This is a genomic window from Pelagibius sp., from assembly GCF_965227505.1.
Taxonomy (GTDB): Bacteria; Pseudomonadota; Alphaproteobacteria; order Kiloniellales; family Kiloniellaceae; genus Pelagibius.
On the sequence record NZ_OZ245757.1, the window covers coordinates 2,255,821 to 2,271,171 of the forward strand.

Below are 15,351 nucleotides of genomic sequence, written 5' to 3' on the forward strand. Positions count from 1 at the left end.
TTCCCCCTCTAAAGCTTGCTTCAGCCTCTGTGATAGTTGTGTTTGACGAAGGGCAGCGCTGTGACGCGGCAGGGCAGCAGCTTGCCGCGCACCTCCGCGTGCACTTCGGTTCCTTCGGATGCCTGTTCGCTTGCGACATAGCCCATGGCGACCGGTCCGCCGACGCTGGGGCCGAAGCCGCCCGAGGTGACGCGCCCGATCTCCTGCCCGTCGGCGCCCTTCAGCGGCGCGCCCTCGCGCACCGGCGCGCGGCCCTGGGGCAGCAGCCCGACGCGGCGGCGCGGCGGCCCCTCGGCCAGCTGCTGCCGGATCACCTCGGCCCCCGGAAAACCGCCTTCGGCCCGCCGGCGTTTCTGAATCGCCCAGGCCAGATCCGCCTCGATGGGCGTGGTGGTGGTGTCGATGTCGTGGCCGTAGAGGCAGAGCCCCGCCTCCAGCCGCAGCGAATCGCGCGCGCCCAAACCGGCCGCCTCCACTTCGGGTTCGGCCAGCAGGCGGCGGGCAAGCGCCGCAGCCCCATCCGCCGGCACGGAGATTTCGTAGCCGTCCTCGCCGGTGTAGCCGGAGCGGCTGGCCCGGCAGTCCAGACCCGCAATCTCCACCGGAACGGCATCCATGAAGCGCAGGGTCTCGACCCCGGGCGCGAGGCGGGCCAGAACGGCCGCCGCCGCCGGGCCCTGCAGGGCCAGCAGCGCGCGGTCCTCCTCAACCACCAGGCGGACGTCGCCCTGCAGGTTTGCCTGCAGATGGGCGATGTCGGCGTCCTTGCAGGCGGCGTTCACCACCAGGGAAAGCCAGTCCCCCTGGTTGCTGATCATCAGGTCGTCCAGGATGCCGGCATCCCCGGCCGTGAAATAGCTGTAGCGCTGGCGGCCCGCTGCGAGGCCCGCGATGTCGGCAGGCACCAGGGCTTCGAGCGCGGCGACGCGGTCGGAACCTTCGAGACGCAGCTGGCCCATGTGGGAAACGTCGAAGAGCGCGGCGGCCCGGCGGGCCTGCTGGTGCTCGGCCATAATACCGGCGGGGTACTGGACCGGCAGGGCATAGCCGGCAAAGTCCACCACCTTGCCGCCCAGTTCCTGGTGCAGGCTGTAAAGCGGGGTGTGCTTCGGTTCCGCCGCAACCGCCGATTCGCCGTTGTTGGCCACTCCCAGATCCTCCGACAAAGGTCGTTGTGCCGTCACCACCTTGTTTCAGTGGTTCCGGCCCCTTCTGTCATGGATACCTGAGAGATTCGCCGCGCCGCCCGTTGCAGGGCTCTAGCGCGGTTTACTCCTTCGGTGAGGCGCAAACGCCCAAGGAGCGGATGCGACCACTTTCCAGAAGCGCCTCCCCCTTGCGGTCCTTTTGCCTGAGAGTTTCCGGGGCGGTTGCTCCTTCGGCGCCGGTCTGGTCAAAAGACCGGTCTCTCCCGCTAGGGATCACTGGCATCGCAGTGACAAAGTGGTCTCACCACTTCGTTGCTGATCGGAAGCTAGCCCTTCGCTGGCCGGTTTTCAACCACCGACCGATCAGGCTCTCGTGATGGCCCGGACAACGGCGATTAATCTATTGAAATACAACAATATTCAGGGCCAGAAGTACTAGCGGTTGGCGCGATTGAACTGGAGTTCTTCGGGCGTCAGATCGAAGCCCAGATAAACCCGGTAGTCGCGGCCGTCTTCGCCCTGGGAGAGCGGGATGATCTGACCGATCTCCTCCAGCCCGGAAACCCGCGTGCGGTTGCCGGGAAAGGGAATCGCGATGTCGAAGGACTCGCGCGCCAGCACTGTCTGATCGGCGCGGGCCACCGCAACGAAGTAGTTGATGTTGGCCAGCCTGTCGCTGTTGGCCGGACCGCGCGAGGCAACAACCCGGACCTGCAGGTCGACATCGACAGTGTTGTCGTCATACTCGCAGACGACGCGCCCGGGCTCGATCTCCGCCTCGAACAGCACGTCCGTCAGGTCACGCCCCTGCCCGCTGAACTTCACCTGCTTGGACGCATCGGAGAGCAGGACCACCTCAGGGCAGGGCCTCGGCGCATCCTCGTCGCCGGCGCAGGCCGCCAGAAGGGCAACTGCAGCCAGGGCGATACCCAAGGACGGCTTGCGAAAAAGGGCGGGACGCGTTCGGTAGGCTTTCATCGGAACTCACAAAGAAATCGGGACTCACAGGAAATGCGGCAGGCTCAGCCCCGGCACGGCCACCATTGGCGCGGCCAGGATCGGCGGCACAGACTAGAGCCGGCTGTGGCTGCCGTCGCAGAGCGGCTGCTTCGCGCTTTGCTTGCAGCCGCAGAAAAAAACGTCCTTGCTGGCGGCGGCTTCGTACATGACCGGGGTGATCCCGGTCCCGGAGTGCGATCCGTCGCAAAAAGGCTGCTTCTTGCTGCGCCCGCAGGCGCACCAGAAGTACTTCTTTCCGGCCTCCACCTGGACCTTGTAAGGCTCTTTTTGCGCAGGAATCGGGTCTGACATGAAGCCTTCCTTCTGCTGGCCGGCTGGTTTACTGTCCGCGGGCGGACGCCGGACGGGGGTCTGCATCCGACTCGATTGACCGGCTTTCGAGTGACTGGCGGACTTTAGGGAACCGCCGGGCAGGCCACAAGGCCCGGCTTTGTTCTCACCCCAGGGCCCCGGCAAGGCTGGCGCAGACGGGACCGCGCGCCATATAAACCGTGGAGCGTTTTAACAGGGACCTGTGTCGAAAAGGCGAAGACCGTCACGATGAGCAAGAGGCCGCTAACCGTACTTCTGGCCAATCCCCGCGGTTTCTGCGCCGGGGTGGAACGCGCGATCGAGATCGTCGAGCGGGCGTTGCAGAAATATGGCGCGCCGGTCTACGTGCGCCACGAGATCGTCCACAACCGCTTCGTGGTCGAGTCGCTGGAATCCAAGGGCGCTGTCTTCGTCGAGGAGCTGGACGAGGTGCCTGAGGGCGTGCCGGTCATCTTCTCCGCTCACGGTGTGCCCAAGGACGTGCCGGCGGATGCCGAGCGCCGGCAGATGTTCTACCTCGATGCCACCTGTCCACTGGTCAGCAAGGTGCACCGCGAGGCCGAACGCCATGTCCGCGTCGGCCACCACATCCTGCTGATCGGCCACGCCGGCCATCCCGAGGTGGTCGGGACCATGGGCCAGGTGCCGGCGGACGCCATCACCCTGGTGGAAAGCGCCGCCGAGGCGGAGAGCATTGCTGTTGATGACCCGGAGAACCTGGCCTACATCACCCAGACGACGCTTTCGGTCGACGACACGGCGGAAATCATCGCGGTCCTGCGCCGCCGCTTTCCGCGAATCCACGGACCGAAGAAAGAGGACATCTGCTACGCCACCACCAACCGGCAGGAAGCGGTGAAGGCCATCGCCCAGCAGTGCGACGCCCTGCTGGTGGTCGGCGCGCCCAATTCTTCGAACTCCCAGCGCCTCGTCGAGGTTGCCGAGCGCGAGGGATGCAAAACCGCGGTTCTGGTACAGCGTGCGGAGGACCTGGACTGGTCGCAGTTGGCCGGCATCTCGACGCTTGGCCTCACCGCCGGTGCCTCGGCGCCGGAGGTTCTGGTGGAGGAGCTCCTGCAGGCCTGCCGCGATCACTTCGACGTCTCCATCCGCGAGGTCAGCGGGGTTGTCGAAGACGTGATTTTCAAACTGCCGAAAGAGCTTTCCGACCGGGCCGCAACAGGCTGACATCCTGGCGGGCCCGGCGCGCAGCGGCCGACCGCGCGCGACACCGCCCACCCCCGCCAGCCAATCCCCAACAGCCACCCCCGTGAACCAGACCCTTCCCGCCCATGGCCGTCTACACCGAAGTCTCTGCCGAGGATCTTGCCTGTTTCGTGGCGGACTACGACCTCGGCGAACTGCTCACCTTCAAGGGAATCGCGGAAGGCGTGGAGAACTCCAACTACCTTCTGCAGTCGGAGAGCGGCCATTACATCCTGACGCTCTATGAGAAACGGGTGGCGGCGGCCGACCTGCCGTTCTTCCTCGGCCTGATGGAGCATCTCGCGGACCAGGGCATAAGCTGCCCGGTCCCCCTCCATGCCAAGGACGGCAGGGCGCTGCGCGAGCTTTGCGGACGCCCGGCGGCCCTGATCTCCTTCCTGGAGGGCCTCTGGCCGCGGCGCATCCAGACCTTTCACTGCAGCGCCCTGGGCGAGGCCATGGCCCGCATGCATCTGGCCGGCGCGGACTTTGCGATGCGGCGCGCCAACGCGCTCTCCGTAACCGGCTGGCGCCCGCTGCTTGAGGCCTGCGCGCCGCGCGCCGACGAAGTGATGCCCGGTCTCGCCAAGGCCCTGGAAGAGGAACTGACGCAGCTGGAAGCGCAGTGGCCCGAGGACATGCCGGCCGGCGTTATCCACGCCGATCTCTTTCCCGACAACGTCTTCTTCCGGCGCGAGCGGCTGACCGGCATCATCGACTTCTACTTCGCCTGCAACGACTTCTTCGCCTACGACCTGGCGATCTGCCTGAACGCCTGGTGCTTCGAGCAGGACAACGCCTTCAACGTTACCAAGGCGCGTATGCTGCTGCAGGCCTACGCGAAGGTCCGCGCCCTTTCCGAAGCGGAACTGGCTGCCCTGCCGCTGCTGGCGCGCGGCTCCGCCCTGCGGTTCCTGCTGACGCGCCTCTACGACTGGCTGCACCACCCGGAGGGGGCGTTCGTCCAGCCCAAGGACCCGCTGGAGTACTGGAAGAAGCTGCGCTTTCATCAGCAGGTGCGCGGGCCCGGCGCATACGGGCTGGATCTCTAGAAGACACCGCAGATCGAAGGAGCTTGAGCACCGCACAATGGCGGCAGACCCCGACAGCATCGAAATCTTCACCGACGGCGCCTGCTCCGGCAACCCGGGGCCGGGCGGCTGGGGCGCGCTGCTGCGCTTCAAGGGAAACGAGAAAGAGCTCTGCGGCGGCGAGGCCTCGACCACCAACAACCGTATGGAGCTGATGGCCGCGATCGTGGCCCTGGAGGCGCTGAAACGGCCGGCGCGGGTCGACCTGCACACCGACAGCACCTATCTGCGCGACGGCATCACCAAGTGGATCCACGGCTGGAAGCGCAACGGCTGGAAGACCGCGGCCAAGAAGCCGGTGAAGAACGTCGACCTCTGGCAGCGCCTGGAAGCGGCGCTCGGTCCCCACGAGGTGCGCTGGCATTGGGTGAAGGGCCATGCCGGCCACCCGGAAAACGAGCGCGCAGACGAACTGGCCCGCGCCGGCCTGGAAACCGCGCGCTGACGCGCGCAAGGGTGCAAGGGCGCAAAAGGGACTGCTGCACTGCAGTATTTAACCGATCATTCAAGACAGCCCGCTAGGCTTTCCGCCGGGCGCCCTCTCCGCGAGAGGCGGTGCGCCGGACTGCGGCGGATACGGATCATGGCAGACAGCTTCTTCGAGGAACTCGGCGGCATGGACTGCCTGGAGCGGGTTCACCGGATCTTCTACGGCAAGCTTCTAAGCCACCCCTGGCTGAAGGGGTTCTTCGAGGGCGTGCCGCGCCATCATCTTGAGTCGCAGCAGACCGACTTCATGGCCGGTGTCTTCGGCGGACCCAAGATCTACGGGGGCCGGCCGCCGAAAAGCGCCCATGTCCATCTGTTCATCACCGAGGAGGTCTTCATGATCCGCCATGGTCTCCTCGAGGAATCGCTCATCGAAGCGGGGATACGACCGGATCTGAGAAAGCGCTGGCTGGGCTATGACCTGCGCATGAAGAAGGTGCTGGTGAAGTCCTCGGTCTCGGAGTGCGCCGGACGCTACAACACCGACCCCGTGGTGGTGGTCGAAAAACCCTGCTAGGCGGAAGCGTCGGGACAGGCCGGTGCTCGACGGCCTGGCCTGCGCGGGCCGCCGCTATCCTTTTTCGCCCAACGAAAGAACCGCATGGCGCACGATGTCGAGCGCGGGATCGTCGCGCCTGTCCCGCCGCTCGACCAGCACCATGGGGCGTGTGATCGGCGGGTCCAGGTCACAGAGAACGAGATCCCTCGCATCGCGCCGGTCTTCCAGGACGCAGGCCGGAAGAACGGACACGCCGAGCCCCGCGGCGACAACGTTCTTGATGGCTTCGATGTAGCTGAGCTCCATCACCGGCTTCGCCTCGATGCCGGCCGCCCAAAACCAATCGCGCACCGTCCGGTCGGTCCAGCTGACGCCGTCGAGGATCAGGTCGTGCTCCTCGAATCCGGCAGGCGTCAGGGGATCGCAGGCATCGCGGGCCGACGCCGGCAGAACCGCGAACATCGGTTCATCGTAGAGCGCGGTCACTGTCAGGCGCCTGTCGATCCTGGGCGGCGTCCCGACGCAGAGATCGAGTTGGTTGTCGGCCACAAGGGGGGCGAGATCCTCCGTCAGCCCGGTGCGGATGATGATCTCGATATCGCTGTACTGCCGGCGCACCGCCTGCAGAAGGCGCGGCAGGACATAGGTGGCGACGCTCGGCTGGGCGCCGATCCGCACCCGGCCAAGCCGGCCCTGGCGATGCCGCTTCATGGCGGCCACCGCGTCCTCGGCCTCCCGGTCGATCCGGCGGGCATGCTCCAGCAGCCTGAAGCCCGCCGCGGTCGCGAACGCTTTCTTGCCGACGCGGTCGATGAGACGCACCCCCAGCCGCCGCTCCAGCTCCCGGATCTGGGTGCTGACGGCGGATTGGGAATAGTTCAGCCGCCGCGCCGCGGCGGTAAAGCCGCCAAGCGCGACAACGGTCTGAAAGGTCCGCAGCTGATCGAGGCTGAGTTCGCGCATCAATCAAAATTCCTGATCAATATAAGAAAAATATTCGATTTGATCGATGAATAAAGGGGCGCTATCTGAGGGTCAAGAAAAGGACGCCGCGCTTTGAGGAGATGCTATGAAAACGCCCCAAGGCGGCGGCGCGGCGCTGCCGGCCCCGGTGTCGGAACAGGAGCCACAACCCTCAGGCCCGGGTAAGCGGGGCCTCGAGGGTCGGCGCTTTGGCGTTCGCCTGGCAACCGCGGCGGACAGGGCCGAGATCGAGGCGCTGATGCAGCGGTCGATCCGCCAACTCCAGGAGCCCTTCCTCAAGCCGGCACAGATCGATGCCTCCTTCGACATCATGGGGCTCGATGATCAGCTCATAGAAGACCGGACCTATTACGTTGTGGAAGATGAGGGCCTGATCGCCGGATGCGGCGGCTGGAGCCGGCGGGCCACACTCTACGGGGGAAGCCATTCCCCGGGGCGCGATGAAGCCCTGCTCGACCCCGCAGTCGACGCGGCGCGCATCCGCGCCATGTACACCCACCCGGATCACGTGCGCCGGGGTGTCGGCCGCCTGATCCTGGAGGTCTGCGAGGACGCCGCCCGCCGGCAAGGCTTCCGCCGCGCCGAACTGGTGGCGACCCTGGCCGGTCTGCCGCTCTACCGCGCCTGCGGCTATCACGTGGTCAAGGAAGCCCTGGTCGAGACACGCTCAGGGGTGGGCATTCCGGGCTGCCAGATGACCAAGGCGCTCTGACCCGGCCTTTGCCGTCGGCTTCGCAAGCCTACTCCATGGCCAGGGAGGCTTCGGCCTTCATGGTGCTCATGACCAGATAGGTGGTGAAGGCGGCCACGTTGCTGTCGGCGTGGAACAGGCGGTCGGCCAGCGCCGAGTACTCGTCCATGTCGGCCACATGCAGGATCACCACGCAGCTGATGTTGCCGGTGACCATGTAGCACTGGGAGACCGCGGCTTCGGCCTTCACACGCGTGATGAAGTCGCGGCGAAACTCCGGGCCGTGGCGCTCCAGCTTCACCGTCACCACCGCGGAAAGCCGCCGGTCGAGCTGGGCCGGATCGATCAGCGCCACGATACGCCGGATCACACCGCCCTCCTTCAGCCGGGCAACGCGCCGCAGGCAGGCCGAGGGTGACAGGCCCACCTGCTCGGCCAGGCTCGTGTTGGGCAGGTCGGCATCCTTGCGCAGCAGCGCGAGAATCCGGTGGTCGATCTGGTCCAGCTCCATCGGAGCACAATTATTGCGCATAAGAACCAAATACGCAATCTGAACCGAAGAATCTGCAATCTTCGATGACAAAATGCGGCAAGCCTGGGCAATTCTTCGGTCTTCCTTGACCTCCCGGACGGAAGCCGAAGACACCATGACACGCTATCTCACCGACCTCGCCCGCCGCAGCCTGACGACCTTTGCAGAGCTTCTCCAGATCATGCTGCCGGTCATGATCCTGGTGCGCCTGGGCAACGCATTCGGGCTGTCGGAGGCCCTGGCCTGGCTGCTCGCGCCGGTGATGGGCCTGGCGGGGTTGCCGCCGGAGACCGGCATCGTCTGGGCCACGGCGCTTCTGACCGGCGTCTACGGCGGGATCGGCGCCTATCTGGTGCTGCTGCCGGACCTGGGCATGACGGTCGCCCAGCACAGCATCCTCTGCGCCATGATCCTCTTCGCCCATGCCCTGCCGGTGGAGCAGGCGATCGTACGCCGGGCCGGGGCCAGCTTTCTGCTCACCAGCCTGCTGCGCGTCGGCGCGGCGCTGGCTTACGGCGCAGCCGTTGCCTGGATCTGCGCGGCAACGGGCGCGCTCTCCGAACCGCTGGAGCCCGTCCTGCTTGGCGGCGGCGCGGGCGATGCCGGATGGGGTGCCTGGGCGGTGGAGACGGCGGTCTCTCTGGGTTCGATTCTTGTGATCGTCGCCCTGCTCTTCGCCCTGCTCGACGGGCTGGAGGCGCTCGGCGTGCTGCGCTGGACCACGCGGTTGCTGGAGCCGCTGCTGCGCGGCATCGGGCTCGATCCACGCATGGCGCCGATGACCACCATCGGCATGCTGCTGGGCCTCACCTACGGCGGCGCGCTCATCATCCAGGCCACGAAGGACGAGCAGTTCGATGCCCGCGCGCGCTTTCTCGCCCTCGCCTGCCTGTCGCTGTCCCACGCGCTGATCGAGGACACCGCGCTGATGCTGGCGCTGGGTGCCGATGTCTGGATCGTGCTGGTGGGCCGGGTGGCCTTCACCCTGGCGATCGTCGCCGCCCTGGCCGCCCTGCTTAAGCGCTGGCCGGCAAGCGCCGGGCGGTTGCGGAAAAGAGCCAGGGAGAGTTCGGGCAGACTGCGGTGAGCAGCCTCCGCGTCGTCGCGCCTACGGCCTGCCGGATTGATCCAGGACCAGCAAGGCGCTGCGCGCCATGTCGCGCACAGGCCCGAGGTCGCCATAGACCCGGTGCAGCACCGCCATGCCGCGGGTGACCCCGAGGAAGAAACGCGCCAGGGCCTGCGTATCCGTGTCTTCGGGAAGCCTGCCCGCGGCGCGGCCGCGCTCCAACGTCTCCCTCAGCGCCGCTTCCGTGCGCAGGAAGTTCGCTTTCACGGCCTCCGCAGGCACGGGGTCGCGGCCGCCGCACTCCATCGCCGTCTGGCACATCAGGCAGCCGTCGGGCGTGGAGGCCTCAGCCATGCGCGCCAGATGGCTCTCGAAGAACCGCTCAAGGGCGCGGCGGGGGTCGGGGTCGGCCAGGGCCTCGCGCACCGCGCCGCCGTAGCGTTCGCCATAGCGCTCGAGCGCGCGCAGCAGCAGGGCTTCCTTGTCGCCGTAGGCATGGTAGAGGCTGCCGCGCTGCACCTTGGCGGCGGCTGCGAGATCGGCCATGGCGGTCTCGCCATAGCCCTTCTCCCAGAACGTTTCCATCACGGCCTGGAGGACCGCGTCCTCGTCAAACTGCCGCACGCCGACCATAGACACCCTCCTTCACCCGAGACCCGCGCACAGTTGTGGCGCAACGGCCTCTCGCCGTCATAAAAACAATGTTTGACACTGATGTCAAAAATCCCATCTACCGTCATGACGGGTGCCGATCCCCGGCCCCAGAACCATGAGGAGAAACAGCCATGTCTGTGGCCAAAGACCGCCCGCGCGCCCCGAGATTCGCGGCCCCGGGCTCCAAGGCTCTGCGCACCGGCGCCTTCTTCAAATCCGTCATCCCGGCCGTTGCCCTGGCCGCGCTCGCCACCCCGACCCTGTTCGCCGCCCCGGCCCTGTTCGACAGCGCACCTGCACAGGCCGCAACGGCGCCGACCGTGCACAGCTTTGCCGCCCAACCCAAGCTGGTCGACACCACGAACACCCACTGGGTCGAGACCGATGAGGGCGTGATCGTCATCGACACCCAGCGCGTCTTCCCGGAGGCCGAGCGCGCGGTGCGGCACATCCAGAGAACAGGCAAACCGGTCCTCGGCATCTTCATCACCCATGCCCATACCGATCACTACGGCGGACTCTCGCTCTTCAAGGCGGCCTTTCCGGATGCGCCGGTCTTCGCCGCCGCGGAGACGACCCGTTCCATGCGCGAAGACAGCCGCGGCTACAACGCGGCGCGCAAGGCGCGCCACGGCGACATCTTCCCGAGCCAGGCGGTGATCAGCGCCAACCTGCCCGACCGCACGATCGACGACGGCGACGTGGTCGAACTGGGCGGCCTCAGCTTCGAAGTGCACAAGATGGGGCCGAGCGAAGCGGAGGTCACCTCCATGCTCTATCTGCGCGACCATGACCTGCTCTTCGTCGGCGATCTGATCAACGACGGCTTCGTGCCGGCGCCGCTGGAAAGCCTCGACAACTGGCTGGTCCAACTGGACGAGATCGAAGCGCGCTATGCCGCCGACACCACCATCTACATCGGCCATGGGCCGCACGGTCCCCTCGGCCCGGCGCTGGCAGCCCAGCGCGCCTATCTGGAAGACCTGGGCGCCGCGGTGACGGCGGCCATCGGGGACGGCGTGCTCGACGGCGCGGAGGCGGAAGCCATCGCCTTCGACCTCGAGGCCCGCTATCCCTACTGGCACGGCGTCGGCGGCAACGCGCGCATCGAAGTGCTGAGCGCGGTGGCCGGTTTCGTCGCCGAGCAGCGCGGCGCGGAGGTGCGCAGCGACGCCGCCTTCCGGTAAGGCAGAACAGCGGGGCCGGGTCTCCGTCCGAGACCGGCCCCCTTCTTTACCCAGGGCTGTTGCATATGAGAGCAGTAGGATTTCCTCGTGTTTCGAGACGGCCTTTCAGGCCTCCTCAACATGAGGAAATCCCATAATTGCAAACACTCCCTCATGCTGAGGAGCCGGCCCCAAAAACACAAGCTGGGCCGGCGTCTCGAAGCATCAGGCCACCAAATGCAGTAGTCCTGCTTCTTTACCTAGGGGCCTCACCCCTTCGTGATGCGCCAACGTCGAAGCGTGATGAGCCGACGGCTTAACACGGAAGTCGGACACCCCACCTGCCATCAGGACGGGCGCCGATCCCTGGCCCCAAAGCCATAAGGAGACCCTGCCATGTCCGTGGCCAACGACCGCCCGCTCGCCCTGAGCCTCGCGGCCCTGCGCCTGAGTACCGGCGCCTTCTTCCTGATTTGGGCCGTGGAAAAGATCCTGGCGCCGGAGATCGCCCGGCGCGTCTTCGAGACCTTCTATTCTTCCTCGCCATCGGACGGGGTCCTACTGGCCATCGGCATCCTGCAGGGCCTCGTCATTCTCGCCTTCATGGCCGGTCTGTTCCGCCTCTGGACCTACGGCGCACTGCTGGTCATGCACGGCGTTTCGGTCCTCGTCTCGGCGCCCCGCCTGCTGGACCCTTTCACGCCGCCGAACCACCTGTTCTGGGCCGCGGTGCCGGTCCTGGCTTTGCTGGCGGTGCTGTTCTTCCTGCGCGAGCGCGACACTCTCCTGGTGATGAAGCGGCCCGCCGCGCCTTCCACCTCAGCGCCCTAGTCCGCGCACTCGGCGGCGGCGCGGCAAGCTCAGCTCAGGAATGCCAGCAGCCGTCCGGTCACCGCCTCCGGCGCCTCTTCCGGAATGAAGTGGCCGCAGGGCAGCGGGGCGAAGCCTGCCTCGGGCGCCCAGGCGCGCCAGATCGCCGCCATGTCGAAGTGGCGTCCGACCACCCCCTGCTCGCCCCAGAACACCAGGGTGGGGCAGGCAATCCGCCGGCCCGCCGCGCGGTCGGCCCGGTCGGCGGCGAGATCCCCGGTCAGCCCGGCGCGAAAGCACTCGCACATCGCGGCGACCGCCTGTTCGCTGCTGGCGGCGGAGAGGTAGGCCTCCAGCGCGCGCGGGTCGTAGGGCACGGCCCGATCCGCCAGCCCCGTCAGGATCTGCCCCATGAAGGCCCGCGGATCGCCCGCGATCAGGCGTTCGGGCAGCGGCGCCGGCTGGGTCAGGAAGAAAAAGTAGAAGTAGTCCTGGGCGATGGCGCTGTCCGCCCGCTCGTAGAAATCGAGGGCCGGCACGATATCCATGACCGCAAGGCGCTCCACCCGGTCGGGATGGTCCAGGGCGAGGCGGCGCGCCACCCGCGCGCCGCGGTCGTGGCCGACAAGGTTGAAGCGCCGGAACCCCAGGCGTTCCATCACCGTCAGCTGTTCGGCCGCCAGCGTCCGCTTGTGGTAGGCGTGGTGGCCGGGGCTGCCCCCCGGCTTATGGCTCTCGCCGCGTCCGCGCAGGTCGGTCAGGACGACGGTGAAGCGCTCTGCCAGGCGCGGCGCGATGCGATGCCAGCAGAGATGGGTCTGGGGATCGCCGTGCAGCATCAGCAGCGGCGGTCCCTTGCCGCCGACAAGGGCGAGGACCTCCCCCTCCGGCGCCGCAACCCGCCGGCGCTCGAAGCCCGGCAGCAACGCGGCATCCAGCGCTGCGGACGACGGTGTCTCGGGCAAGGGTTCAGAGGGCGTCATTCAGCCAGCCCCGGTAGTCTGCAAGTCCCGCCTCGTTGCGGAAAAAGTACGACCAGCGTCCGATGCGGTTCACGGCGACGAAGTCGGCGCGCCGCAGGAGCTCAAGGTGCCGACTCACGGTCGGCTGACTCATGCCCAGCTTGTCGGCGATCAGCGTCACGCAGACGCCGATCTCCGCCGGGTCGCCGGTCTTCTGCTGCGCGAAGTGCAGACGCGGGTCTTTCAGCCAGTCCAGGATCCGCATCCGCGCATCGCTGGCCAGGGCCTTGCTCTGGTCGATGCGGTCGTTCATCAGGGTCTTATTAATCTATTCATAGCTAAATGTCGATGAATTAGGGGAGCCACAGTGGAGGGACCTGAACGGCGGGGGCCGGCACGCCCCATGCGATTGCAATTCCCGGCAAATGGGTCACTCTGTCGCCCTATCCACCGCAAGTCGGAACCGCCGCGGAAGCACAGGACGGAATGATCAAGAGAAAGGCAGAGGATGGCCAGACCATCGCCCTGATCGGCGCGCCCACCGACGTGGGCGCCGGCCACCGGGGCGGATCGATGGGCCCGGAAGCTCTGCGTGTGGCGGGCCTGGCGGAGGCCCTGCAGCGCCTGGGCTATAGGGTGGAAGACCGCGGCAACCTCGCCGGCCCGACCAACCCCAACACCGCGCCGGTCGACGGCTACCGCCATCTGGCCGAAGTGACGGCCTGGTGCGCGGCGGTACGCGACGCGGTCTATGCATCGCTGCAGCAGGGCGAGTTCCCCATGCTGCTGGGCGGCGACCACTGCCTGGCCATCGGCTCCCTCGCCGGGCTGGCGAAGCACTGCGCGGAGCAGGACACACCGCTGACCGTGCTGTGGCTGGATGCCCACGCCGACTTCAACACGCCCGCGACCTCCCCCTCCGGCAACATCCACGGCATGCCCGTGGCCGTGGCTGCCGGTTACGGGCCCGACGCCCTGACCGGCCTGGGCCATGCCAAGCCGATGATGGACCCGGCGCGCATCATCCAGCTTGGTATTCGCTCCGTAGACAGGATCGAGAAGCGCATGGTGGTGGAGTCGGGCCTGGAGGTGCACGACATGCGGCGCATCGACGAGAACGGCATGCGCAAGACGATGGATGTCATCCTGGGCCGTATCGCCAGCCTGGGCGGTCATCTGCACGTCAGCTTCGACGTCGACTTCCTGGACCCGGCCATCGCGCCCGGGGTCGGCACCACGGTGCCCGGCGGCCCGACCTACCGCGAAGCGCAGCTCTGCATGGAGATGATCTACGATTCCGGCCTGATGAGCTCGCTCGACATCATGGAATTGAACCCGGCCTACGACGACCACAATCGCACGGCGGCCCTGGTGGTGGAACTGGTCGAAAGCCTTTTCGGCGAACAGATCCTCAGCCGCCACCACTCGACGCTCTAGGGCCAACAGGCCCCGGGCCGGCGCGAACAGCAGGAGCAGACCATGGCGCAAGGACAGCATTCGGCGCAGCAACTGATGGACATAGAGTCCGAGCTGGGCGCGCACAACTATCACCCGCTGGACGTCGTGCTGACCCGCGGCGAAGGCATCTGGGTGTGGGACGTGGACGGCAAGCGCTACATGGACTGCCTCTCGGCCTACTCGGCCGTGAACCAGGGGCACTGCCACCCCAAGATCCTGAACGCCCTGATCGAGCAGGCGAGCCGCCTGCCCCTCACCTCCCGCGCCTTCCACAACGATCAACTCGCGCTGTTCTACGAGGAGATCTGCGCGCTCACCAACTCCCACAAGGTGCTGCCCATGAACAGCGGCGCCGAGGCGGTGGAGACCGCCATCAAGGCGGTGCGCAAGTGGGGCTACGAGGTCAAGGGCGTGCCCCACGACCAGGCCGAGGTCATCGTCTGCGAGGAGGCCTTTCACGGCCGCACCATCACCATCGTCGGCTTCAGCACCGACCCCAAGGCGCACCGCAACTTCGGGCCCTTCACCCCCGGCTTCAAAATCATCCCCTACGGCGACGCCGAGGCGCTGGAGCAGGCGATCACGCCCAACACGGTGGCCTTTCTGGTGGAGCCGATCCAGGGCGAGGCCGGCGTCAACATTCCGCCCGCCGGTTACCTGAAGCGCATCCGCGAGATCTGTTCGGCCAACACCGTGATGCTGGTGATGGACGAGATCCAGACCGGGCTGGGGCGCACCGGCAAGCTCTTCGCCGAGGAGCACGAGGGCGTGGAAGCCGACGTCACCCTGGTGGGCAAGGCACTCTCCGGCGGCTTCTATCCGATGTCGGCGGTGCTCTCCAACACCGAGGTGCTGGGGGTGCTGCAGCCCGGCCAGCACGGCAGCACCTTCGGCGGCAATCCCCTGGCCTGCGCGGTGGCCCGCGCGGCCCTGAAAGTCCTGACCGAAGAGGGCCTGATCGAGAACTCCGCCAGACAGGGCGCCTACTTCCTCGATGAACTGCAGAAGCTGCGCAACAACAAGGTGAAGGAGGTGCGCGGCCGCGGCCTGATGCTGGCGATCGAGTTCCATCCCGAAATCGGCGGCGCGCGCCAGTACAGCGAGGCGCTGCGCGCCGTCGGCATGCTGTGCAAGGAAACCCACGAGGACACGCTGCGCATCTCCCCGCCCCTGGTCATCAAGCGCGACGAGGTGGACTGGGCGCTGGAGCGCATCGATCAGGTCCTGCGCGACACCTGAAGTCAGCCCCTGCCACCATCA

The 15,351-nt window shown here is 66.9% G+C and carries 18 protein-coding genes and 2 riboswitches; of the genes, 10 read left to right on the forward strand and 8 right to left on the reverse strand.

From position 1 onward, the window contains the following. Window positions 1–20 precede the first annotated feature (20 nt). From gcvT to ACO06P_RS10660, 3 genes are all read right to left on the reverse strand, one after another. Complete coding sequence (gcvT, locus tag ACO06P_RS10650; protein WP_420345221.1) at window positions 21–1,148, reverse strand: glycine cleavage system aminomethyltransferase GcvT; 1,128 nt, start codon at window positions 1,146–1,148, stop codon at window positions 21–23. Between the two features lie 54 nt (window positions 1,149–1,202). After that, a riboswitch (glycine riboswitch) is annotated at window positions 1,203–1,329 on the reverse strand. Then, window positions 1,330–1,424, reverse strand: a riboswitch (glycine riboswitch). 159 nt (window positions 1,425–1,583) lie between these two features. Continuing rightward, the gene (locus tag ACO06P_RS10655; RefSeq protein ID WP_420345222.1) at window positions 1,584–2,126 is read right to left on the reverse strand and encodes a hypothetical protein; all 543 of its coding nucleotides are present in this window, start codon (window positions 2,124–2,126) and stop codon (window positions 1,584–1,586) included. Between the two features lie 93 nt (window positions 2,127–2,219). After that, window positions 2,220–2,459, reverse strand: coding sequence for a CDGSH iron-sulfur domain-containing protein (locus ACO06P_RS10660; protein ID WP_420345223.1), 240 nt, complete (start codon window positions 2,457–2,459; stop codon window positions 2,220–2,222). A 249-nt stretch (window positions 2,460–2,708) separates the two neighbouring features. Between ACO06P_RS10660 and ispH the strand changes: the two genes are divergently transcribed. From ispH to ACO06P_RS10680, 4 genes are all read left to right on the forward strand, one after another. Continuing rightward, window positions 2,709–3,668 carry a 4-hydroxy-3-methylbut-2-enyl diphosphate reductase gene (gene ispH, locus ACO06P_RS10665; protein ID WP_420345224.1) on the forward strand — a complete coding sequence of 320 codons (960 nt, stop codon included), beginning with the start codon at window positions 2,709–2,711 and terminating at the stop codon, window positions 3,666–3,668. A gap of 104 nt (window positions 3,669–3,772) precedes the next feature. Continuing rightward, a complete protein-coding gene (locus ACO06P_RS10670; RefSeq protein ID WP_420345225.1) occupies window positions 3,773–4,738 on the forward strand; it encodes a homoserine kinase in 966 nt (321 codons plus the stop codon). 37 nt (window positions 4,739–4,775) lie between these two features. Continuing rightward, entirely contained in the window at window positions 4,776–5,222 is a 447-nt protein-coding gene (gene rnhA / locus ACO06P_RS10675) for a ribonuclease HI (protein ID WP_420345226.1), read from the forward strand. A gap of 138 nt (window positions 5,223–5,360) precedes the next feature. Beyond that, entirely contained in the window at window positions 5,361–5,783 is a 423-nt protein-coding gene (locus ACO06P_RS10680) for a group I truncated hemoglobin (protein ID WP_420345227.1), read from the forward strand. Window positions 5,784–5,837: 54 nt separating this feature from the next. On the opposite strand, the gene ACO06P_RS10685 is transcribed toward ACO06P_RS10680, so the two are convergent. Beyond that, a complete protein-coding gene (locus ACO06P_RS10685; RefSeq protein ID WP_420345228.1) occupies window positions 5,838–6,728 on the reverse strand; it encodes a LysR family transcriptional regulator in 891 nt (296 codons plus the stop codon). Window positions 6,729–6,834: 106 nt separating this feature from the next. Between ACO06P_RS10685 and ACO06P_RS10690 the strand changes: the two genes are divergently transcribed. Then, window positions 6,835–7,461: a GNAT family N-acetyltransferase gene (locus ACO06P_RS10690; protein ID WP_420345229.1), complete on the forward strand. Its 627-nt coding sequence runs from the start codon at window positions 6,835–6,837 to the stop codon at window positions 7,459–7,461. 28 nt (window positions 7,462–7,489) lie between these two features. Here the strand turns inward: ACO06P_RS10690 and ACO06P_RS10695 are convergent, their stop codons facing one another. Then, window positions 7,490–7,951, reverse strand: a complete 462-nt coding sequence (locus tag ACO06P_RS10695) for an Lrp/AsnC family transcriptional regulator (protein ID WP_420345230.1) — start codon at window positions 7,949–7,951, stop codon at window positions 7,490–7,492. Between the two features lie 136 nt (window positions 7,952–8,087). Between ACO06P_RS10695 and ACO06P_RS10700 the strand changes: the two genes are divergently transcribed. After that, window positions 8,088–9,059, forward strand: coding sequence for a nucleoside recognition domain-containing protein (locus ACO06P_RS10700; RefSeq protein ID WP_420345231.1), 972 nt, complete (start codon window positions 8,088–8,090; stop codon window positions 9,057–9,059). Between the two features lie 21 nt (window positions 9,060–9,080). Here the strand turns inward: ACO06P_RS10700 and ACO06P_RS10705 are convergent, their stop codons facing one another. Then, complete coding sequence (locus ACO06P_RS10705) at window positions 9,081–9,674, reverse strand: TetR/AcrR family transcriptional regulator (RefSeq protein WP_420345232.1); 594 nt, start codon at window positions 9,672–9,674, stop codon at window positions 9,081–9,083. 152 nt (window positions 9,675–9,826) lie between these two features. Between ACO06P_RS10705 and ACO06P_RS10710 the strand changes: the two genes are divergently transcribed. Together ACO06P_RS10710 and ACO06P_RS10715 are read left to right on the forward strand one after the other, a co-directional pair. Next, window positions 9,827–10,882 carry an MBL fold metallo-hydrolase gene (locus ACO06P_RS10710; RefSeq protein ID WP_420345233.1) on the forward strand — a complete coding sequence of 352 codons (1,056 nt, stop codon included), beginning with the start codon at window positions 9,827–9,829 and terminating at the stop codon, window positions 10,880–10,882. A 375-nt stretch (window positions 10,883–11,257) separates the two neighbouring features. Next, window positions 11,258–11,692, forward strand: a complete 435-nt coding sequence (locus tag ACO06P_RS10715) for a hypothetical protein (RefSeq protein WP_420345234.1) — start codon at window positions 11,258–11,260, stop codon at window positions 11,690–11,692. A gap of 29 nt (window positions 11,693–11,721) precedes the next feature. Here ACO06P_RS10715 and ACO06P_RS10720 read toward each other — a convergent pair whose 3' ends face one another. Together ACO06P_RS10720 and ACO06P_RS10725 are read right to left on the reverse strand one after the other, a co-directional pair. Further along, window positions 11,722–12,654, reverse strand: a complete 933-nt coding sequence (locus tag ACO06P_RS10720) for an alpha/beta fold hydrolase (RefSeq protein WP_420345235.1) — start codon at window positions 12,652–12,654, stop codon at window positions 11,722–11,724. Then, window positions 12,641–12,946 (reverse strand): ArsR/SmtB family transcription factor, encoded by a 306-nt coding sequence (locus ACO06P_RS10725; RefSeq protein WP_420345236.1) that lies wholly within the window; start codon window positions 12,944–12,946, stop codon window positions 12,641–12,643. The genes ACO06P_RS10720 and ACO06P_RS10725 overlap by 14 nt, the downstream gene beginning before the upstream one ends. A 173-nt stretch (window positions 12,947–13,119) precedes the next feature. Here ACO06P_RS10725 and rocF point away from each other — a divergent pair, with 173 nt between their 5' ends. After that, window positions 13,120–14,070 (forward strand): arginase, encoded by a 951-nt coding sequence (gene rocF, locus ACO06P_RS10730; RefSeq protein ID WP_420345237.1) that lies wholly within the window; start codon window positions 13,120–13,122, stop codon window positions 14,068–14,070. A 42-nt stretch (window positions 14,071–14,112) separates the two neighbouring features. Then, a complete protein-coding gene (gene rocD / locus ACO06P_RS10735) occupies window positions 14,113–15,330 on the forward strand; it encodes an ornithine--oxo-acid transaminase (RefSeq protein WP_420345238.1) in 1,218 nt (405 codons plus the stop codon). Window positions 15,331–15,351: the final 21 nt, after the last annotated feature.